A 20,572-nucleotide genomic window follows, 5' to 3' on the forward strand; every position below is an offset into this window, starting at 1 on the left:
GGTAAATATCAACGCTAGTCACCTCTAGGCATCTATTTTCAATACTTTTAGCGTTGAAAATAGATGCCTGAGAAAAACTTTTTATTTCGTATTCGGGTTATTTACTCGGCTAAATACACTTCACCCTTTAAATACAAACTAGCTCGGCCACTGATTAAAACGCGCTCACCTTTAAGCTCACAAATTAAATCACCACTACGCTTTGAAACCTGCGTGGCAGTAAGTAAGGTTTTATCAAGCTTATTCGCCCAGTATGGGGTAAGCACTGTGTGGGCAGAGCCTGTGACTGGGTCTTCTTCAACACCGACATTGGGGCCAAACCAGCGAGAAACAAAATCGGCCTTATCGCCTTGTGCTGTGGCAATAACACCCCGAAGGGGGAGTTGTGCTAGCAGCGCAAAGTTAGGTTTGAGTTCTTTAATGGTGGTTTCATCTTTAAATAATAACAGGTAGTCATCGGCCGCTAAAATTTCGAGCGGTGTTTCACCAAAGGCTGTTAAAAGCGGCGCTTCTACTGGACATTCTTTGGCATGGTGTACTGGAAAGTCGAGCTCAAACAGGCCATTTTGGTGATGTACTTTGAGTAAGCCAGAACGTGTTTTAAAGATGATTTCATCATGTTCAAATTGATATTCGTTCACCAAAACCCAAGCTGCAGCAAGTGTTGCATGGCCACATAAGTCAACTTCAGTGGCAGGGGTAAACCAGCGTAAATGAATCGCGTTGTCTTCTACGACATAAAAAGCGGTTTCGGAGAGGTTATTTTCAGCCGCAATGTGTTGTAATACGTCATCGGCAAGCCAATGTTCTAGCGGCATTACTGCAGCGGGATTGCCTTTAAATTGATGTTCTGAAAATGCATCGACCTGAAAAATAGGTAGTATCATGCGTACGCTCTCCTTGTTATTATTTTATTGAGTAGCAAGTTGCTACAAAGGGTTAACTGCGGTAGTCACCTCTAAATTGCTCAACCCACAAGCGCGTTGCACCACATACAGCAACAGGCATTACAATTAAGTTCACTATTGGTACCATAGTAAAGAGCATGACCGCAAGGCCAAACCCATAAGATAATCCTTGATTTTGCTTTAGTTTGTTGCGTGTTTCGGTAAATTTAATTTTATGGTTATCAAAGGGGTAATCATTATATTGCACTGCAAACATCCAGCAGGTGAACCCGACCCACAAAATTTGGCCAATCACAGGTAAAATCCACAGCAAAATAAAAAAGCCAATCGCTTTGGGTAAATAATAAAGTAACTTACTCATCTCGCGCGCTAGCATTCTAGGCACATCTTTGATTAATTCGGCAAAACCATCGTCGTTTACCTTTTGACCAGTGAGGTGAAGCTCTACCTTTTCAGCTAATAAGCCATTAAAGGGCGCGGCAATAAAGTTGGTAATCACCGAAAAAATGGTCGAGTAGCTAAATAAAATCACCAAAATAGCGATGGGCCAAATTAGCCATTCAAGCCAACTTAACCAGCTTGGTAAAAAGCCATTAAAGTAGTTAATCCCTTGGGTAAGCCAATCGACTACAAAAAATAATGACCCCCCAAAAATAAGCAAGTTGATCAGCAGCGGAATAAAAACAAAACGCTTTAAACCTTTATTAGAGATAAGACTAAAACCCGATAAAAAATATTGAAAACCCTGAGAAATTTGCATGTTTGTTACGCCAAAATATTTTTTTTCATTATAAGTAGCCCTTTTGGGCTTGGGAATAGCTTAAATGGCTCATTTGTAACACCATGTTGCTAACTATAAACGGCAAAAGTATTAAGTTTTTGCGACCAATCTGCTACAGTTTGCGCTGTCGAAATTAAAAAAAAATAAGATGCGTTTAAGCACAATCAAGCTTGCTGGTTTTAAATCATTTGTAGAACCTACAAAAATTCCGTTTCCTGACCAAATGACTTGTGTCGTTGGGCCAAATGGCTGCGGCAAATCCAATGTGATTGACGCGGTGCGTTGGGTGCTCGGTGAAAGCTCGGCTAAAAACCTACGTGGCGATGCCATGACGGATGTTATTTTTAATGGCTCTACGCATCGCAAGCCTATCTCGCAAGCGTCAGTCGAATTAGTGTTTGATAATACCCAAGGTTATTTAGCCGGGTCCTTGGTTGATCGTAACCAAGTGGCCATTAAACGGCTTGTGACACGCGAAGGCGAATCGTTTTATTACCTCAATGGCACTAAATGCCGCAAGCGTGACATTACTGATATCTTTTTAGGCACCGGCCTTGGCCCTCGCAGTTATGCCATTATTGAACAAGGCATGATTTCGCGTTTAATCGAAAGTAAACCGCAAGAGCTGCGAGTGTTTATCGAAGAAGCTGCAGGCGTGTCTAAATACAAAGAGCGTCGCCGCGAAACCGAAACGCGATTACGCAGCACCAAAGAAAACCTAGAGCGCTTGCTTGATTTGCGTCAAGAGCTGCAAACTCAGCTTGAAAAACTCACCCATCAGGCGTCGCAAGCTTTGGCTTATCGAGAATTTAAAAGTCAAGAGCGTGAGCTTAAAAGCCAGTTGGCGGTTCTACGCTTTCAACAACACCAGCAAAAATCAGAGCAAACGCAACAACAAATTGATGCCTTACAATCAGAAATTAGCTTTTATCAACAAGCACATACAGGGCATGATGATGTACTAGGTACACTCAAGGCAACCTTGGCGCAGCTTAACGAACAAATTCAACGTGCGCAGCAGCAAGAATTTCAATTAAGTAATCAACAGACTAAATTTGAGCAGCAAAAAATTAGTCAGCAACAAAAAAAGCAAGCGCTTGAAAACTTAGTGATACGTGATGAAGATAAACTGTGCCAATTAAAGAGCAAATTAACGGAACTTGCCGAGCACGCTTTACAACAAAGTAGCGAATTTGAAGAAGCAAATGCGGCTATTTTGCAATCAGAAGAACAGCTAGAACAACTACAAGCCATAGTCGATGAGCTACAGGTGCAAGATGAGGTGTTGTTTGCCGCTTGGCAGCAAGCACAGCAACGTAGCCATCAATTCGATAAGCAACACGCACACTATCGCCACCAAATTACCTCGAAAGAGCTGCAGCATCAGCAAGCTTTAGCTCAGTTGGCCGATAAACAATCAGAATTAACTAGCCTTAAAAATCAAGATGTAACGGCGCAAATCGCCGAGCTAAAACAACAGATCCAGCAATGTAAAGCGTTACTTGCCAACGAAAAAGCACAGCAACAACAATGTGAGTTGAGATTAAAACATCAGACCGAGCAATGGCAAACGGTGCAGCACGAGCAGCAAGCGCTTAAAGAGTTGTTATTAAGCGAGCAAGCACAGCTGGCAGCTTTGGGGGAGGTGTTAGCGCAAAGTCAAGGCGAGTTAAACGATTGCTTGTTACAACAGCTGGTGGTTAGGGCTGGGTTTGAAGCACGAGTAGAGCAAGCCTTGGTGTGTTTTAGTGATGCCCAAGTAAGTCAAAGCGCTAGCTGGCAACACGACACCTCTTTGGTATGGCCATCAAAGCAGCCGGTTGATGCAGGGTATCATGGTCAGGCTCTAAGCAAGGTGATTGAAAAGGGGATTTATCCGGATTTACTTGACCGCATCATGGTGCTTGATGATGAAACCAACGCACCAGATTTGAGTGACCATTATTGGTTGGCCGCCATTACACCTTCGGGTAACTTGCTTGGGCGCAATTGGTGCGTAAGGCCTTTTCAAGATGATGGGCAGTCTGTATTACTCAAAATACGTAAAATAGAGCAACTGACGCACAGTGTGGCTGAAAAAAACGAACTATTAGCGCAATTAACGCAAGCCGTAAATGAGCAGCAAATAAAAGTAGCCGCGCAAACCGAACAACTAGAGCAGGTTAAAGGGCGTATTCATCAGTATGCCCAGCGCGATGCCAGCGCGCAAACAAAGCACGAAATGCTCATGTTACAACAGCAAAATTGGCAATCGCAGTTTGATAGAATAACGCAGCAATGCACGATGTTGAGCGAGCAACTTGTAACTATAAACGAAGCATTACAGCTACTTAAAGCACAATGCGATGAGCACGCATCACAAAGTGATGAGCATAAGCAAGACGCTACCTTGGCTGAGCAAGTTTACCAAAGTCATAAAATAACCATTAATCAGCAACAACTTGCACTTAGTGGTGCCCGCAGTGTATTGCATAAGCAAGCGTTGACACTTGAGAATTTAAAAAATGCTGAGCAGTTATTGCAGCAGCAGCAAACCTTGATAGTGCAGCAACAGCAAGCCTTAGAAAAAGAGCTGAATGAAGCCAAAGCAGAGTTAGCCAATTTAAGTGAGCCACTTGAAGAGTTGGTGATGTCAATTGAAGCGGTGTTAGCCGAACAAATTGAGGTGTACGAAGAAAAAGCACACTTGCAGCAACAGTGTGCGGCGCAGCAGCAGCTTTTGGCAGAAAAAGAGCAAGGTTTGCAGCATTCGCAGAAAAAGTTACAGGCCCTTGAAAAACAACTTAATGAGCAAGAGCTGACATTACAAGCTAGCCAGTTGCGAGCAAACGCCGCTCTTGAGCCGCTTGGCGAGCTTAATGTGAAATTGGTTGATGTATTAGCTGCGTTACCTGCTCACAGCACCATCACCAAATGGCAGCAAATGCTCAATAGCGTTATTGATAATATTACCGACTTAGGTGCAATTAACTTAGCGGCTATTGATGAGTTTGAGCAAGCCAAGCAACGAAAACAGTATCTAGATGATCAGTATCAAGATTTAATTGATGCACTGAGCACCTTAGAAGGAGCGATTGGCAAAATAGATCGCGAAACAAAGCAGTTGTTTAAAGCAACGTTTGAACAAATTAACCAAGATTTAGGTGATTTGTTCCCTAAAGTATTTGGTGGGGGTCAAGCCTATTTGGAACTCACCAGCGATGACATGCTCGAAAGTGGTGTTACTATCATGGCACGCCCGCCAGGCAAGAAAAACTCTACAATTCACTTGTTAAGTGGTGGAGAAAAAGCCTTGACCGCATTATCATTGGTATTCTCTATTTTTCGACTTAATCCAGCACCGTTTTGTATGCTCGATGAAGTGGATGCGCCGTTAGATGACGCCAACGTAGGGCGCTTTTGCCGTTTGGTTGAAGAAATGTCTCAAACGGTACAATTTATTTATATTAGCCATAACAAAGTGGCAATGGAAATGGCCGGTCGCCTCACTGGGGTGACAATGGCAGAGCCAGGTGTATCGCGAATGGTATCAGTTGATATTGAACAAGCGGTAGAAATGGCAAAAACACTTTAAACAAAGTATATTGTTCGATATTCATATATCATTGGAAATAAACAAATAAAGGTATTCGGATGGCCGACGAGTTAAGATGGGTTTTAGTCATAATCAGCGCACTAGTGATTGGTGGATTGTTGTTACATGGGTTGTGGTCTGTTCGCAAAAAAGATCAGCCAGAGGTTTCTGAAACGAGCAATCGAGATCAGGAGATCCAAGAAGAGCCTGTAATGGTGCGCAATGCGTCGCGTGATGAGCCTTTGCTAGGAGATCTAGGTTTAAGCATGCGAGCAACCAAAGAGCCAACGCTTGATAAAATAGATTTAAATAATCTTGATCCTGATGACGATTATGATATTCCAGCCGAAGAAACTGACGAGGTTGAATCTGAAAGCTCGTTACCGTCAGATTTTATTATTGTGCATTTGCAAATGCCTGAAGATCTCACCATGCAAGGCGCATCGTTGTTGCCATTGTTATTATCTTTAGGGTTTAAATATTCAGACGAAGGCTTTTTTAATCGCCATGAAGATGCCTCAGGTAAGGGGGCGGTGTTATTTCGTTTAGTGAATATGTACAATCCAGGTACATTTGACATTGATAACATGGAACAACTAAGCACTGCAGGCGTGAGTTTATTTATGACGTTGCCATGTGAAGGCGACAGTTTACCTGCGTTTAATATGCTACATAGTGCCGCTAAAAAAATAGCCGATGAATTTGGTGCGCAAGTACTTGATCATAATCGTGAGCCTTTAACGGTCACTATGGTTAGACAATACGTTGAAAAAATTAGAGAGTTTGATGAGTAATTAAACGTTCAATCTCGTTACTCTGAGCCACCACTTGCTGGTGGCTTTTCGTTTTAAGTTTAAAAATAAGTTGATAGCATCAACTCACAGCGATTGCACAATCGAAGAGGTAACAATGACAGAATCGGTTTTAAGCCAAATAGCGGCCCTCAAAGCACAGCTAGAAGAATATAATTATCAATATTATGTGCTTGATAACCCGAGTGTGCCTGACAGTGAATATGACCGAGTCATGCGTGAATTGATGGCGCTCGAAACCCAATATCCACAGTATTTGACTTCTGATTCACCTAGTCAAAAAGTGGGGGGGGAGGCGCTCAGTAGTTTTAGCCAAGTGCAGCATTTGGTGCCTATGTTGTCATTAGACAATGCCTTTGATGAAACCGAATTTCGTAGTTTTAACAAACGACTGCAAGACCGATTAAAAGATACCAGCACATTGACCTTTTGCTGTGAACCAAAACTGGACGGCCTTGCGGTGTCTATTTTGTACCTTGATGGCGTATTAGTACAAGCGGCAACCCGAGGGGATGGCCAAACCGGTGAAAATATTACCGAAAATGTTAAAACGATTCGAAATATTCCGCTTAAATTACGTGGTGAGTCAATTCCTCATCGTTTAGAAGTGCGCGGCGAAGTCTTTATGGACAGCGCGGGTTTTGCCAAAATGAACGAAGAAGCCATTAAAAATGATGGCAAAGTGTTTGCAAATCCGCGTAATGCTGCGGCGGGCAGTTTACGCCAACTCGATTCAAAAATTACCGCTAAACGTCCTTTAATGTTTTATGCCTATGGCATGGGCATTATTGAAGGCGGCAAAGTACCTGATGATCATTATGCTCAATTACAAGCTTTAGGTGATTGGGGGCTGCCGATGAGCCCTGAAACTAAATTGGTTAGCGGTGTTGATGACGCGCTGGCTTACTATCAAGACATAATGAATCGTCGCAGCCAGCTTAAATATGAAATTGATGGCGTGGTGATCAAAGTAAACAATAAAGCACTGCAACAAACACTTGGTTTTGTGGCACGAGCACCGCGCTGGGCGATTGCGTTTAAGTTTCCAGCGCAAGAAGAAATGACTCAATTATTGGATGTTGAATTTCAAGTAGGCCGCACCGGTGCAATTACCCCTGTAGCGCGCTTAGAGCCTGTGTTTGTCGGTGGTGTGACGGTGTCTAATGCCACACTGCATAATCAAGATGAAATTGAGCGTTTAGGCGCAAAAATTGGCGATACCGTGATCATTCGCCGTGCAGGTGATGTTATTCCACAAATTGCCCAAGTAGTACTGGCAAAGCGCCCTTCTGATGTCAAAGATATTGTATTTCCGACAGATTGTCCGGTTTGCCAATCAAAAGTTGAGCGCACCGTAGGTGAAGCTGTGGCACGTTGCAGCGGTGGTTTAGTGTGTGGCGCTCAGCGCAAAGAAGCCATTAAGCATTTTGTGTCACGTAAAGCGTTTGATATTGATGGTATGGGCGACAAAATTGTTGAGCAACTGGTTGAACGAGAGCTGATCCATACCCCCGCAGAAATCTTTACCCTCAGGCAAGGGCATTTAGAATCCCTTGAACGCATGGGGCCAAAATCGGCTGAAAAGTTAGTGGCAGCCATTGGTAATGCCAAGCAAACAACCTTGGCGCGTTTTTTATATTCTTTAGGGATCCGTGAAGTCGGCGAAGCCACGGCACTTAATTTGGCAAACCACTACTTAACATTAGACGCCATCATGGCTGCATCGGTTGAGAGCTTACAGGAAGTGGCTGATGTAGGTGAAGTGGTGGCCAAGCATGTGAATTTCTTTTTTCGCGAAGCCCATAACCGTGCGGTAGTTGATGCCTTAATTTCAGCGGGGATCACTTGGGCTGCGCTTGAAGCTAAATCAGAAGCCGAGCAGCCTTTAGCAGGCCTGACTTATGTACTAACAGGTACGTTGTTACAAATGGGCCGAAGCGACGCTAAAAACCGCCTTCAAGCCCTGGGCGCCAAAGTATCGGGCAGTGTCTCGGCTAAAACTGATGCGCTAGTGGCAGGTGATAAAGCCGGTTCTAAACTAACCAAAGCGCAGGAACTTGGCATAAAAGTGCTGTTTGAAGATGATTTAATTGCTTTATTGGCGCAGCACAATGGCTAGTGTTCAGCAATGGCTGCTTGACGCCGATTTATTGCTTGGGGCCAAAATAGCCCCTTACCTGAGCCAAATTGCGATGTTGCTGACGGTGTGTGTTATCGCGCTCTATGGCAATGAACTCAATAAACTGATTAAGCGTGTGGTTGGTCGGCGTCACTTTATAATTCGAACCTTAGTGTTTGTGGTTGTAACTGCATTTGGTTATGGTGCGTTAGTGGTGTGGCTCGCGCCTTTTATTGCGCATTTATTAGCGATGTTAAAAGGGGTGTGGCTATTACCAGTGGTATGTGGATTATTTATTGGGCTTGGTATTTTAGCTGAGCGGAAAAATCAGTTATGACGGTATTTGGTCCAGAATATTGGGATAAACATGGGCTTTATAAAGCACCAATTGGGTTTGTATTAACGCTCCTTGTTTTAATGCGTGCGTATTTAATTTGGATATTGGCAGCAGTCTCTCGCCAACCAGAACTTGATATTATGGGGTTATTTTACCGCGATAAAGATCAGTTTTTTATGGCGCTTGCTATCGCTTCTATTTCGTTGCCTACCGTTGTGCTTTATTTTTTGCGTCGCCCTGATGCAAAACCACAGCTTAGGCGACCTTGGCGGTTTATGAAATGGCCATTAGTGTGCTGCGCTGTGGTTGATTTAGCGTGGTTGGTGCTTCAATCGGCTCATAACTATTTTGTGTTTTCAGAGTTTATTGCAATTCAAGCGATGTTATTGATTTGGGTATTATTATATTTATTTAATAGCCGCTACTTACCGATATTTTTTAAGGATTGGCCTGAACCTCTGAGTGTGGAGAAGCCAAATACAAACAAAGAAACGCACCAGAATCCATTATCAAAATAAACTCCATATTTATTACTAAGGCTGATGTTTTCCCTTTGGGCTATAAACCAATTTGTTGTAGCTGCTCTTTGATTTTATCAAACCGTATACGCTGATCGTTATCAAGGCGGCTGCCTTCAATGGTTTTAGTGCATTTTTGAATGAGGTCGCTATTAAACGTTTGGCCATTGCGACTGGCATTTAAAATACACTGCAATAAGTTCAGGGCAATACTTTGATTTCGTGGCATCACGCGAAACGCTTGGCTGAAGGTTTCAACCGCTTGTTGATATTTACCTGATTGGTATTGCTGCACCGCTGCATTATTGAGTTCTCGCGGCCCGTGTTTAATGTCTTCGCGTTCTTGTTTTTCTTGGCTGATATACGCAATAAACGTGGAATCTTTCACTGGATATTTAGCGCAGTGATCGGCGATTTTTTCAAATAATTCTGAAGCGCGCTGGTGAAAGCCTAACTCGTGCAAGGCCTTTGCTTTATCAAGCGTGTCATCAACTGAGCGAATAGGACCGTCGTCTTCAACTAATTGGTTGATTAAGGCAACGGCTTTTTCACGTTCATCTTTTAAATAATGCAAGCGCGCCCTAACAATATCGAGTTGCTCTTGGGTGTCGGCATCAGGAAATTGCTGTTTTAGTTCGCTCAAGTATTCGCTTGTTTGGCGGGTTAAACGAGTGATTAATTCTGACTGCTCAGTAGTTAACGCATAATCAACGCCTGCTCTGGCAACATTGAGATAAATATCGGGGCAATCATGAATAGAGTGTTTGGCAAATTTTAAAATGGCGCGATTAGTATCGTAATGCTGTTCATAATCATGATTTAATCTTGCGACATTTACTAACGTATTTTGCCGTGCAATGTTGCGTGGCGACATGTCGGTTGCAGAGCTTAAATAAATTTGTGCTTCGTTGTAGTTTTTTAAATGCAGCTCTAATTTTCCGAGTAAATCAAACGACACTAATTTTGTTTCTGGCCGCTCGACCATGGATTCTAATAATGAGCGCGCGAGCTGATATTCGTGGTTGGCAATTAGTGACTCAACTAAACCGACTTTGGCCCAAGTGAATTTTTGTAGATTTAATACCGATTTAAAAAATTCTTTTGCTTCAGCAATGCGATTAAGTTTGATCAGTAACTCACCTTTTAAGCGCAATAAAATAGGCGAGTAGGGTGTCATGGTTTGGCCGTTTAAATTGGCTTCGATGTACTTTAGTGCTTTGGAGTAGTTTTCGACATCTATAAAGTCGTAAATTTTGGCAAGGGCGCGTTTGCGTTTAAGTAGGCGTTCAATACGGGTACTGAGCTCTCGCAGCACAAAGGGTTTAGCTAAAAAGTCATCTGGCTGAAGTTCAACCACGCTTCGCACTAAGCTGGCATCGGTTTCGGCACTTATAAAAATAAACCCAGTTGATTGACGAACAATGCGTTTCTTTTTCAGTTCTTCGTATAAATGGTAACCGTCTTTATCGCGGCCAAGATTGTAGGAACAGAGAATTAAATCGAATTTTTGTTTTTCACATAAACGGATAGCTGTGTGGGCATGTTCGGCACAGGTCAGCTCTTTAAAACCAATGCTTTCAAGCGATTGCTTCATATAAATTTGAGCAAGCGGCTGATCATCTACGATCAGAACTTTTGATTGAAACAGAGTTTTACCAGCCATCGCAGCAATTTATTATGAACGCGTATATATGAATATATAAAACAGTTCTAAAAGTAGCAAGGTTTAATATCAGTATGTTTGTGAATTTATTTATCTAAAACAGGGAGTTATGTGATTATGAATTTAATTGAGGAGAAGTGATGTCTTAATGTGGTGGGTGATACTGGACTTGAACCAGTGACCCTCGCCTTGTAAGGGCGATGCTCTCCCAACTGAGCTAATCACCCACATTAAGTTTGATTACATGGTGGGTCGTACTGGACTTGAACCAGTGACCCTCGCCTTGTAAGGGCGATGCTCTCCCAACTGAGCTAACGACCCCAAGTAATCAATTTTCTTTACGGAAACCATTTTAGTAAATGGTGGGTCGTACTGGACTTGAACCAGTGACCCTCGCCTTGTAAGGGCGATGCTCTCCCAACTGAGCTAACGACCCGTAAAGAGTATCTAAATGGTGGGTCGTACTGGACTTGAACCAGTGACCCTCGCCTTGTAAGGGCGATGCTCTCCCAACTGAGCTAACGACCCATTTAGATAAGTGTAATTTGGTGGGTCGTACTGGACTTGAACCAGTGACCCTCGCCTTGTAAGGGCGATGCTCTCCCAACTGAGCTAACGACCCAAATTACAGGTTGTTTCTTATGGTGGGTCGTACTGGACTTGAACCAGTGACCCTCGCCTTGTAAGGGCGATGCTCTCCCAACTGAGCTAACGACCCATAAGAAACTTAAATTAAGTGGTGGGTCGTACTGGACTTGAACCAGTGACCCTCGCCTTGTAAGGGCGATGCTCTCCCAACTGAGCTAACGACCCGCTTAATTTAACCAGTGCAATGATGAAGATTAAAATCCTAATCGCTGCTCTGTGGGGCGCTATTATAGATAGACTTGTTTTAGAGTCAATACTAGATTACCAATTTTTAGTTTGAGTGGGGATTAATTGAGCAACTCAAAATGTTTTGCTGGCAGATTAATCAAACTGATATTTATTTAAACAAATTAGAGTGATAAAGCAATGCGACCCAATGTTAAAGGTGCAGATTGGCTTGGGTGTTTTTTAGGCGTTTTTTATTTTTAGATGGGTTAACGCCCATCTAAAAATAAAAAGAGGGGATTTATTTGGCTGCAACGGCCGCTGTTTGTGTGCTAAGAGTAAAGTCGGTACTTAAGATAGTATCAACAAAGTGCCATGTACTTTTGGCTTGTTGATGATTAAATTCCATTACCATAAAACCACGTTGGTTAATGTTGGCAAATCGTAAGTCTTCAACTAAAAAGGTGAGCCCGCGCTCAAATTGTTTAGCGGTTGGCTTGTCTAAACCTAAATAATATTCAAGGCCTGGTGAGCTTACTGATGCGGTTGCAAATTCAAAACCGACATTATTGCCATGCATATCGGTGAGTTGTCCGGCCCATGCATTATGTGTATCGCCAGCAAGTACCACTAAATTTTTATTAAATTCACGGGCAATGGCGAGAATTTGCTCTCGTTCAATTGGATAACCGTCCCACGCATCTAAATTATACGGTGCAACCGTGTTTATTCTAGCAAGTTCGCCAGAGGTTAATGTTGGGTCGCGACTAATTTTACGAGTTTTAATATCCGCTAATTGCTGAAACTGGGTTGCAATATTGGCGCTTGGGTTGGCAAGGCTCGCTAATAATTCTGTAGGAATAGTCATTTTAGTCATTAGAACTTGTTGCCCTAATACTTGCCAAGTGGCATTTGAGGTGGCCATATGAGTTTGCAGCCAATTAAGTTGGCTTTGCCCGAGTAAATCACGACTCGGGTTGGATAAATCAGCCATAAAACCCTGTTGATCGAGTTGACCTGTCATTGGGTCGATATAATCTGCATATTCAAGTGGTTTAACTCTAAATTCATGGCGGGTATCGAGCATATATAAAGCAACAAGATCACCAAATTGAAAATGACGATATAAAGATTCAGTAAAGTCTTTTACATAAGGGCGAATAGGCATCCATTCAAAGTAGGCTTGTAGCGCCGCGTTTTGACGTGTTTTGTAATCACCTTCATTAGCATTGTGATTTTCGGCGCCATCATTATAGGCATCGTTTGCTACTTCATGATCGTCCCAAATTGCAATAAAGGCTGCTTTGGCATGTAATGCTTGTAAATTCTCATCGCTTCTATAAAGAGCATATCGTTTACGATAATCAGTAAGGGTTAATAATTCAGTGGCGTTATCGGCCGCTAAACTACGATTTAGCTCTTGAGCATGCTCGGTTGCGTAACCACCCATACCATATTCATAAATGTAATCACCAAGATGAACAACAGCATCAAGCTCAGTGAGTTCGAGTGCTGCTTTATATACATTAAAATACCCAGCGGGGTAATTAGCACATGAAAAAACCGCTAGTTTAACATTTGATACATTATTAATAGGTAAGGTTTTGAATTGACCTGTGGCTGTGGTTGCAAATTCAGTTGAGAAACGATAGTAGTAATGAGTATTTGCGTTTAAGCCTGCGACATCAATTTTAATGGTGTAGTCTTTGCTGGCAAGGGCGGTTGTTGTTTCATTGAGTACTCGTTGGGTAAAACTAGCATCGGTAGCGACCTCAACCAAGACTTGTACTGAACTTGGTGTGCCTTGTGGTGTAACACGAGTCCAAATAATTGCTTTATCTGTGAGTGGATCGCCACTGGCAATACCATGGTCAAATTGGGTTTTAAAGCCGTTATCAATTTTTTGTTGGTTATCATCATTTGATGAACAGCCACTAAGCGCGATAAGTGTTGTTATGGAGCCTACGCCCATCAGAGACGCCTTTAAGAAAGTGCGACGATTTATTGTTTTCATTATTATCTCTTTGTTAATGACAAATATGTTCCTTAAAATACCATTCGAATATGACATATATTTTATCTGGTCGAACCTGATTGTCGTAAAAAGACAAATAATAGGGCGCTTAAAGCAAGCACACTATAAAAGCGCTTGGTTAAACGTTGGTTTATGGCTTTAAGTCGCATACTTAAATCTGCAAGTTTGGTTGAAGATAAATCGGCTAACATAGTGTTAAATGAGCGCTTTTTATTATGCCCTAAGCCACAGAATGTAACGCTTTGTATAACTTATCACCATCTTGTTGAAAAATGACGCATTTAAATAAAGTTACTTAAAAAATTGTTGACTTTAAATTGGCTGCTGCATAGAATGCGCCCCGCACTCAGCAATACATTTAGATGTCTTGCAAAGTATATATGGGGCTATAGCTCAGCTGGGAGAGCGCTTCGCTGGCAGTGAAGAGGTCTGCGGTTCGATCCCGCATAGCTCCACCAATATACTGATTGTAATGTCCTAGTGATACACGCTGAATAAGCACTGTGTCCCCATCGTCTAGAGGCCTAGGACACCGCCCTTTCACGGCGGTAACAGGGGTTCGAATCCCCTTGGGGACGCCAATTTTAATTAGCCTCGAGTGTTAATTAGAGTTAAAAAGTCAACTCGTATGGTAAGAGTTAAAATAACCAGTCCTAGTGACACAGTTTATCGGTGTAACCACCAAGAATTCTGCGTCCCCATCGTCTAGAGGCCTAGGACACCGCCCTTTCACGGCGGTAACAGGGGTTCGAATCCCCTTGGGGACGCCACTTTATTCACGAAAGTGAATAGGGTAACGTTTACTCGTATGGTAAGAGTTAAAATAACCAGTCCTAGTGACACAGTTTTATCGGTGTAACCACCAAGAATTCTGCGTCCCCATCGTCTAGAGGCCTAGGACACCGCCCTTTCACGGCGGTAACAGGGGTTCGAATCCCCTTGGGGACGCCACTTTATTCACGAAAGTGAATAGGGTAATGTTTACTCGTATGGTAAGAGTTAAAATAACCAGTCCTAGTGACACAGTTTTATCGGTGTAATAACCAAGAATTCTGCGTCCCCATCGTCTAGAGGCCTAGGACACCGCCCTTTCACGGCGGTAACAGGGGTTCGAATCCCCTTGGGGACGCCACTTTATTCACGAAAGTCAATAGGGTAACGTTTACTCGTATGGTAAGAGCTTAAATAACCAGTCCTAGTGACACAGTTTTATCGGTGTAATGCCAAGAATTCTGCGTCCCCATCGTCTAGAGGCCTAGGACACCGCCCTTTCACGGCGGTAACAGGGGTTCGAATCCCCTTGGGGACGCCACTTTATTCACGAAAGTGAATAGGGTAACGTTTACTCGTATGGTAAGAGTTAAAATAACCAGTCCTAGTGACACAGTTTTATCGGTGTAACCACCAAGAATTCTGCGTCCCCATCGTCTAGAGGCCTAGGACACCGCCCTTTCACGGCGGTAACAGGGGTTCGAATCCCCTTGGGGACGCCACTTTATTCACGAAAGTGAATAGGGTAACGTTTGCTCGTATGGTAAGAGTTAAAATAACCAGTCCTAGTGACACAGTTTTATCGGTGTAATAACCAAGAATTCTGCGTCCCCATCGTCTAGAGGCCTAGGACACCGCCCTTTCACGGCGGTAACAGGGGTTCGAATCCCCTTGGGGACGCCACTTTATTCACGAAAGTGAATAGGGTAATGTTTACTCGTATGGTAAGAGTTAAAATAACCAGTCCTAGTGACACAGTTTTATCGGTGTAATAACCAAGAATTCTGCGTCCCCATCGTCTAGAGGCCTAGGACACCGCCCTTTCACGGCGGTAACAGGGGTTCGAATCCCCTTGGGGACGCCACTTTATTTTAAAGTGACATCTTTTTTTGCTTGGGGCTATAGCTCAGCTGGGAGAGCGCTTCGCTGGCAGTGAAGAGGTCTGCGGTTCGATCCCGCATAGCTCCACCAAGCAAAATTATTTCCTACCAAACTTCAAAATTCCTAAATTATGCATATAGTTAGCTCAGAGATTTACTGTGCTAATTTTTTTGCTTTTAACTTTCATACTAAATTTCTAAATCATTCTGCTGTTTTGTACGAAGGAAATTAGGTTTATGAAAAATTCAATCCATCATACTTTAATCCAATTAAAACCAGCATCGCCGATCACGGTTGAAATCATTACCGCAACCGGTCAGCGTTTGGGCGCGCGTAGTGTTTATATTGGCTATTTAACCGATCAGTATATTTTTTTACATAAACCAGACTGTCGAAAAAGTCCTGAAGTAGAGCATTATTTAGCGCCACAAACGGCATGTACTATTCGGGCACTGTCTGAAGAAGGGCGAGGGGCTGTACTTGCTTTTGTAACCACCATTGTCAAAGTAATTGAAATTCCAACTAAAATGTTAGTGTGTACAGTACCAAGTAGTATTGAGTCACAACCACTTAGAAAAGATATTCGTATCCCAACTTCTATCCCAGCGCAAATTAAATCAGCTTCAGGGATATGTGATGTGATGATTTTAGATTTATCCCAACACGGCTGCAGAGTCTTAATTGAGAAAAATCATGTTATTGATTTATCGATAAAAAAAATCACGCTTAGAACCATTGATACGCCAGATCAAGCATCACTAACGTTAGAATCTGAAGTATGCTCAGTAAAGCGGCAGGGCAAATTTGAAATTGTTGGGCTGCATTTTAATGACAAACTGAGTAAAGAAATTGAGTTATTGATTAAACAATTAATATTTAACCAATAACGCCTTAAATCGAGGGGTTAGAAGTCGTCTAATTTTGTTTTAGTTTGAATAAGTTCAATGGCATAACCATCAGGATCTTTTACAAACGCAATTTCAGTGGTGCCACCAAGCACAGGGCCTGGTTCGCGGCTCACAATGCCGCCGCGCGCTTTAATTTGAGCGCAGGCTGCGTAAATATCATCAAACTCAAGCGCAATATGGCCATAGGCATTACCTAAATCGTAGCTGTTGGTATCCCAGTTATAGGTCAGTTCAATCACAGCTTGTTCAGATTCATCAGCGTAACCAACAAACGCAAGGGTATAACGGTATTGTGGGTTCTCGGCACGGCGGATTTCTTTCATACCAAGCACTTGAGTATAAAAAGCGATGGATTTTTCTAAATCAGTTACACGAAGCATGGTGTGGAGTAAACGCATGTTAAACAACCTCTGTTTTATTTTTAATTCACATAAATCTTCAATTAAGTAAGTGCCGAGCTTGGTTCTCGATCGCAGAGTACCGACTCTATATCGGACGAACTGTGATGCAGATTCAGTGTAAACTTAATTAGTGGGCCTTATTTTAACGTGTTATCGCAACCAACAACATCTTTTACCATGCTAAAGTTTTGGCTATCAATCATAGCCACAAGCATATGTTTCTTCATAAGTGTGAGAATAAAGCTCAAACAGATTGCCAAAAGGGTCTTCTAAATAAACCATTTTAGCAGGTCGATTATCATCTTCTGGGTGATAACGCATCACATCCATTCTGACTTTACCGCCATACTCTTGGGTTTTTTTCATCACAGTTTCAAAGTCATCTGTTTGTAGGCAAAAGTGAAATATACCCAAGCGTGAAAAATCTAAATCATGACGTTCAGCCCTTTGTTTCATTTCAAATAGCTCAACCCCAATCCCATCAGTTGTTACTAAGTGTGCAATGTTAAAGCCTTTAAAACCCTCACCAAATACAGCAATACACATACGACCAATTGCAGAAACACGCTCTTCCATCACTTTTGTATTATTCATTACAATACGAAGCCCAAGCACCTGTGTATAAAATTCAACGGCCTGCTCCATATCACCAACCATAATTCCGATGTGATTCATTTTCATAATTACCTCGACAATATTTATAAATTAATTAAGAAAATTATTTTAGAAAATCCGTACCATTAGATAAAATTATCATTAATTATTAAAACGATAATATTTTGTTATGAGGTGTTGCGTGCTCAATCCTGTTTGGTTAAAAACTTTTGTGGTACTTATTGATACTGGCCATTTTACTCAAGCCGCTGAGAAGTTATTTATGACGCAGCCAGGTGTTAGCCAGCATATAGCTAAACTTGAACAGGCAACTCAGCACGCCTTAATCAAGCGAGATAAAAAATCGTTTACGATTACCGAGCAAGGTTTGTTGGTTTACCATTATGCAAAAGAGTTAGTACAAAAAGAGCAATCCTTAATCGAAAGCTTATCGTTTGATGACCCTTATACTGGTGTGTGTTCACTTGCTTGTTCAGGCTCGGTTGCATTATTGCTTTATCCAAAGCTGTTAGGACTTCAAAAGCAACACAGTCAATTAATTGTTAAAGTGAAAGCAGCACCGACTGAGCAGATATTAACAGAGATCAAACAGGGGCTTATTGATCAGGGCATTGTAACAGATATGCCCAATAAAAATGTATTTGATGTGGTAGAGCTTGGTAAAGAAGAATTATGCTTAGTTGTGCCTAAAAATATCGATGTTCAGATTGATAAAAAAGCGTTACTACTGAATTTAGGGCTTATTTCGCATCCTGATGCGGCACATTATTTGTCACTTTATTTCGCTCAAAGTGAAGAGGGTTCATTGCGAAAATTAGACATAGCAGAGATCCCCCATGTTGGTTTTATTAATCAAATTAGTCAGATTTTAGAACCCATAGCAAAAGGGATCGGCTTTACCGTAATCCCGAAAAGTGTTGTTGATAGCTTTTCGAAACCCAATACGATAACTGTGGTTAAATCTCAAAATCCAGTGCTAGAAACCTTGTATTTAGTCAGAAAAAAGAATCGAATTCTTCCAGAGCGGTTTAAAACCTTTAACTCGGTCATTGAACAAATATGAACTAGTACATACGGTAGTAAATTGTATCTGTTTGCAGTTTTAGTCGGTGTTATCTTTAAACTCACACAAATCTTCAATAAGACAGCTGCCGCATTTAGGTTTACGTACCACGCAGGTATAGCGGCCGTTAAGAATAAGCCAGTGGTGAATGTCGACTTTAAATTCAGCAGGCACTACTTTATCGAGCTTTTTTTAACCTCAACCACATCTTTGCCCATAGCAAATTTTGTGCGGTTTGAAACTCTGAATATGTGGGTGTCGACAGCGATTGTTGGCCAGCCTAAGTATAAGGAATGTAGATATTGCACATTTACTTGATGGGCTGTTTTGTGCCATAAACAGACGCTCATTTAATTCCATTAGTACGAATACGATTAACATTAAAATTCATTAGGTGGCGAAGGAGATATCTAAAGAGTATTTTCTTAACCCCAGAAAGGTTACTACCATACTGTTTATAGAACTCATCTGGCTGTGAATATACGCCGAAGTCATCGGCTATACCTTCACTTTGGATATATGTATCTTGTCCATTCCAGTCAATATTCGGCTCGGTCAAACATTTGGTCGCAATACCAAAGCCTGAAAACTGAGAGCATTGTGCTGCAAAATTGTTTTGAACCTGCTTTAAGTATGACTTATCAATTATATACCCCTCTAAGTTAACCCACCGACCTTCATGATAAACTTCCACCCAGCTATGAATGATTCGTTCTGGTGCAAAGAAAAATAAATAATTTGGAATAGCACCTCTCTGCAATTCATTAAAAATTGTAAAGCCATGAAACCTTGTAGGTATCCCAACAGCACGTAATAAAGCAATGATCAACGTACCTTTTGTATTACACTGCCCGTAACCATCACTTAATACCTGAATAGCCTATCGTCAGCGTTATAGCCAAATAGTATCTCATCTCGTACAAAGTGATATATTTGCCCAATAGCATAAAAAGGCTCTATATCTCTCCACTTCCGTTGTTCAATCAATGATTGAATTAGGGGATGATTAAAGTCCAACATAGGTGTTTCAATTAGTAATTCATTTGCTATGTTATTCATGGTTTCGCCTATTCTTTAGATTTACTTAAATTTTAATGATTGGTCACTAGAAAAATTGAATAAACCAGCTAACTTTTCGAACCCATTTGTTTTGCGTAAGCAAATAAAGAAAGCCCCGTGAGTAAAAATATTGGGTGAAGAATCATTCCGTGAAAAATAGATATATCAGCAAGACTTCCATGAATGAAAGTTGCAAGTATTGTGGTAAGCGATATAGCAAATAAAGCAATATTAAATAGTTTCTGTTTCATAACTGCGTCCTGATAATCGAATATGGACACAGCTTACCTAGTAGTCACAAGAGAAACTTGAATAAACTGGCTATTTACCAAATATTTTTAATGCTTGTCTTATCGACATTCCAAAGTTATTTCTGAAAGTCCTGCTTAAATGAGCGCTATCTGAGAAACCAGCTAAGTGTGCTGCATCTGTAGCTGAACGATTATTTGCTAATGCGTGAATTGCACACATCATTCTTCGCCATAATAAATAAGGCCGCCATGCTATCCCCATTTCTTCACTAAATAAGTGAAGGAAGCGACTTTCAGACAAAGCGAGCTTACTCGCAACCTCAGATGCTTTCCAACTTGTAGGTTTAATGCATTCTCCATGCAAACAGTGATTTAATTCTGTTAACAATTTTTGAATACGTTTATCTTCTACACTACTTTCGTTTGCTAATAGAAAGTGCTTAGATAGGTGCAAGTTGTCAAATAGTGGCGCTAAGTAAGGTATTGGGCTTTCAGTTAAATTTGGGGCTTCATTAGCTGTATAATTAGGGAGCTTAAACGACTTAAAAGATTCTCCTGCAAGTTTGGCGGATAACTCTATGCCCAGTTTGCTTTTCGGCTCAATAAGTAAAACCCAACCTTCAAGCATCTCTAACTGGTGTTCAAATTTCGAATCAATGATTGTAGCACCAGTAGTATTTATCCCGTTTAGTTTGCAATTTGGGCCTTTACCCCAAATTATTTGTATAGAGTTGTGACTATGTGGAGCCGCATCTAAGCTCGTACCATAAATTGTGACAATGCCTAGATTTATCCAAATAGTAGGTTTCATATAGGGCTAGGATTCTATTTGTAGTGAATATT

Annotated in this window: 15 protein-coding genes, 17 tRNA genes and 2 pseudogenes; 17 read left to right on the plus strand and 17 right to left on the minus strand. The window is 41.6% G+C overall.

Features of this window, described 5'->3' with window-relative positions; translation table 11 throughout:
• Positions 1–101 precede the first annotated feature (101 nt).
• Both AC3KZC_RS05680 and cysZ read right to left on the minus strand, forming a co-directional pair.
• Positions 102–887, minus strand: a complete 786-nt coding sequence (locus AC3KZC_RS05680; protein WP_490580216.1) for a PhzF family protein — start codon at positions 885–887, stop codon at positions 102–104.
• Between the two features lie 52 nt (positions 888–939).
• Positions 940–1,668 carry a sulfate transporter CysZ gene (cysZ, locus tag AC3KZC_RS05685; RefSeq protein WP_490580215.1) on the minus strand — a complete coding sequence of 243 codons (729 nt, stop codon included), beginning with the start codon at positions 1,666–1,668 and terminating at the stop codon, positions 940–942.
• 169 nt (positions 1,669–1,837) lie between these two features.
• On the opposite strand from cysZ, the gene smc reads away from it, so the two are divergent.
• From smc to AC3KZC_RS05710, 5 genes are all read left to right on the plus strand, one after another.
• Positions 1,838–5,263 (plus strand): chromosome segregation protein SMC, encoded by a 3,426-nt coding sequence (gene smc, locus AC3KZC_RS05690; RefSeq protein ID WP_490580214.1) that lies wholly within the window; start codon positions 1,838–1,840, stop codon positions 5,261–5,263.
• Between the two features lie 59 nt (positions 5,264–5,322).
• Positions 5,323–6,057 (plus strand): cell division protein ZipA, encoded by a 735-nt coding sequence (locus AC3KZC_RS05695; RefSeq protein WP_490580213.1) that lies wholly within the window; start codon positions 5,323–5,325, stop codon positions 6,055–6,057.
• A 115-nt stretch (positions 6,058–6,172) separates the two neighbouring features.
• Positions 6,173–8,194: an NAD-dependent DNA ligase LigA gene (gene ligA / locus AC3KZC_RS05700; protein ID WP_490580212.1), complete on the plus strand. Its 2,022-nt coding sequence runs from the start codon at positions 6,173–6,175 to the stop codon at positions 8,192–8,194.
• Positions 8,187–8,531: a DUF3392 family protein gene (locus AC3KZC_RS05705; protein ID WP_490580211.1), complete on the plus strand. Its 345-nt coding sequence runs from the start codon at positions 8,187–8,189 to the stop codon at positions 8,529–8,531. Before ligA ends, AC3KZC_RS05705 begins: the two co-directional genes overlap by 8 nt.
• Positions 8,528–9,049 carry a DUF2919 domain-containing protein gene (locus AC3KZC_RS05710; protein ID WP_490580210.1) on the plus strand — a complete coding sequence of 174 codons (522 nt, stop codon included), beginning with the start codon at positions 8,528–8,530 and terminating at the stop codon, positions 9,047–9,049. The genes AC3KZC_RS05705 and AC3KZC_RS05710 overlap by 4 nt, the downstream gene beginning before the upstream one ends.
• A gap of 40 nt (positions 9,050–9,089) precedes the next feature.
• Here the strand turns inward: AC3KZC_RS05710 and AC3KZC_RS05715 are convergent, their stop codons facing one another.
• From AC3KZC_RS05715 to AC3KZC_RS05755, 9 genes are all read right to left on the minus strand, one after another.
• Positions 9,090–10,712, minus strand: coding sequence for a response regulator (locus tag AC3KZC_RS05715; protein WP_490580209.1), 1,623 nt, complete (start codon positions 10,710–10,712; stop codon positions 9,090–9,092).
• Positions 10,713–10,863: 151 nt separating this feature from the next.
• A tRNA-Val gene (locus AC3KZC_RS05720) sits at positions 10,864–10,939 on the minus strand.
• An 18-nt stretch (positions 10,940–10,957) separates the two neighbouring features.
• Positions 10,958–11,033: transfer RNA gene (locus AC3KZC_RS05725), tRNA-Val, on the minus strand.
• A 39-nt stretch (positions 11,034–11,072) separates the two neighbouring features.
• Positions 11,073–11,148 (minus strand) — tRNA-Val (locus tag AC3KZC_RS05730).
• A gap of 16 nt (positions 11,149–11,164) precedes the next feature.
• A tRNA-Val gene (locus AC3KZC_RS05735) sits at positions 11,165–11,240 on the minus strand.
• A gap of 18 nt (positions 11,241–11,258) precedes the next feature.
• A tRNA-Val gene (locus tag AC3KZC_RS05740) sits at positions 11,259–11,334 on the minus strand.
• A gap of 20 nt (positions 11,335–11,354) precedes the next feature.
• Positions 11,355–11,430: transfer RNA gene (locus tag AC3KZC_RS05745), tRNA-Val, on the minus strand.
• A gap of 19 nt (positions 11,431–11,449) precedes the next feature.
• Positions 11,450–11,525, minus strand: a tRNA-Val gene (locus AC3KZC_RS05750).
• 301 nt (positions 11,526–11,826) lie between these two features.
• Positions 11,827–13,539: an alkaline phosphatase D family protein gene (locus AC3KZC_RS05755; protein ID WP_490580459.1), complete on the minus strand. Its 1,713-nt coding sequence runs from the start codon at positions 13,537–13,539 to the stop codon at positions 11,827–11,829.
• A 403-nt stretch (positions 13,540–13,942) separates the two neighbouring features.
• On the opposite strand from AC3KZC_RS05755, the gene AC3KZC_RS05760 reads away from it, so the two are divergent.
• The 11 genes from AC3KZC_RS05760 to AC3KZC_RS05810 all read left to right on the plus strand — a co-directional run bounded on the left by AC3KZC_RS05760 (position 13,943) and on the right by AC3KZC_RS05810 (position 16,319).
• A tRNA-Ala gene (locus AC3KZC_RS05760) sits at positions 13,943–14,018 on the plus strand.
• Between the two features lie 47 nt (positions 14,019–14,065).
• Positions 14,066–14,141: transfer RNA gene (locus tag AC3KZC_RS05765), tRNA-Glu, on the plus strand.
• A gap of 113 nt (positions 14,142–14,254) precedes the next feature.
• Positions 14,255–14,330, plus strand: a tRNA-Glu gene (locus AC3KZC_RS05770).
• A gap of 105 nt (positions 14,331–14,435) precedes the next feature.
• A tRNA-Glu gene (locus AC3KZC_RS05775) sits at positions 14,436–14,511 on the plus strand.
• Between the two features lie 105 nt (positions 14,512–14,616).
• A tRNA-Glu gene (locus tag AC3KZC_RS05780) sits at positions 14,617–14,692 on the plus strand.
• Between the two features lie 104 nt (positions 14,693–14,796).
• A tRNA-Glu gene (locus AC3KZC_RS05785) sits at positions 14,797–14,872 on the plus strand.
• 105 nt (positions 14,873–14,977) lie between these two features.
• A tRNA-Glu gene (locus AC3KZC_RS05790) sits at positions 14,978–15,053 on the plus strand.
• A gap of 105 nt (positions 15,054–15,158) precedes the next feature.
• Positions 15,159–15,234, plus strand: a tRNA-Glu gene (locus tag AC3KZC_RS05795).
• Between the two features lie 105 nt (positions 15,235–15,339).
• A tRNA-Glu gene (locus AC3KZC_RS05800) sits at positions 15,340–15,415 on the plus strand.
• Positions 15,416–15,446: 31 nt separating this feature from the next.
• Positions 15,447–15,522: transfer RNA gene (locus tag AC3KZC_RS05805), tRNA-Ala, on the plus strand.
• Positions 15,523–15,668: 146 nt separating this feature from the next.
• On the plus strand, positions 15,669–16,319 hold the full coding sequence (locus tag AC3KZC_RS05810) for a PilZ domain-containing protein (protein WP_490580375.1): 651 nt from the start codon (positions 15,669–15,671) through the stop codon (positions 16,317–16,319).
• A 17-nt stretch (positions 16,320–16,336) separates the two neighbouring features.
• On the opposite strand, the gene gloA is transcribed toward AC3KZC_RS05810, so the two are convergent.
• Entirely contained in the window at positions 16,337–16,738 is a 402-nt protein-coding gene (gloA, locus tag AC3KZC_RS05815; RefSeq protein WP_490580374.1) for a lactoylglutathione lyase, read from the minus strand.
• A gap of 198 nt (positions 16,739–16,936) precedes the next feature.
• Positions 16,937–17,422, minus strand: a complete 486-nt coding sequence (locus tag AC3KZC_RS05820; protein ID WP_490580373.1) for a VOC family protein — start codon at positions 17,420–17,422, stop codon at positions 16,937–16,939.
• A 115-nt stretch (positions 17,423–17,537) separates the two neighbouring features.
• On the opposite strand from AC3KZC_RS05820, the gene AC3KZC_RS05825 reads away from it, so the two are divergent.
• On the plus strand, positions 17,538–18,419 hold the full coding sequence (locus AC3KZC_RS05825) for a LysR family transcriptional regulator (RefSeq protein ID WP_490580372.1): 882 nt from the start codon (positions 17,538–17,540) through the stop codon (positions 18,417–18,419).
• Positions 18,420–18,458: 39 nt separating this feature from the next.
• Here the strand turns inward: AC3KZC_RS05825 and AC3KZC_RS05830 are convergent.
• The 4 genes and pseudogenes from AC3KZC_RS05830 to AC3KZC_RS05845 form a co-directional block, all read right to left on the minus strand.
• Positions 18,459–18,700 (minus strand): annotated as a pseudogene (locus AC3KZC_RS05830) (iron-sulfur binding domain-containing protein); the annotation flags it as partial.
• 65 nt (positions 18,701–18,765) lie between these two features.
• Positions 18,766–19,439: pseudogene (locus AC3KZC_RS05835) on the minus strand (transglutaminase-like domain-containing protein).
• Between the two features lie 107 nt (positions 19,440–19,546).
• Positions 19,547–19,729: a hypothetical protein gene (locus AC3KZC_RS05840; RefSeq protein WP_490580371.1), complete on the minus strand. Its 183-nt coding sequence runs from the start codon at positions 19,727–19,729 to the stop codon at positions 19,547–19,549.
• A gap of 70 nt (positions 19,730–19,799) precedes the next feature.
• Positions 19,800–20,540: a helix-turn-helix transcriptional regulator gene (locus tag AC3KZC_RS05845; protein ID WP_490580370.1), complete on the minus strand. Its 741-nt coding sequence runs from the start codon at positions 20,538–20,540 to the stop codon at positions 19,800–19,802.
• Positions 20,541–20,572: the final 32 nt, after the last annotated feature.

It is taken from the genome of Pseudoalteromonas sp. J2K-J031 (assembly GCF_058197095.2).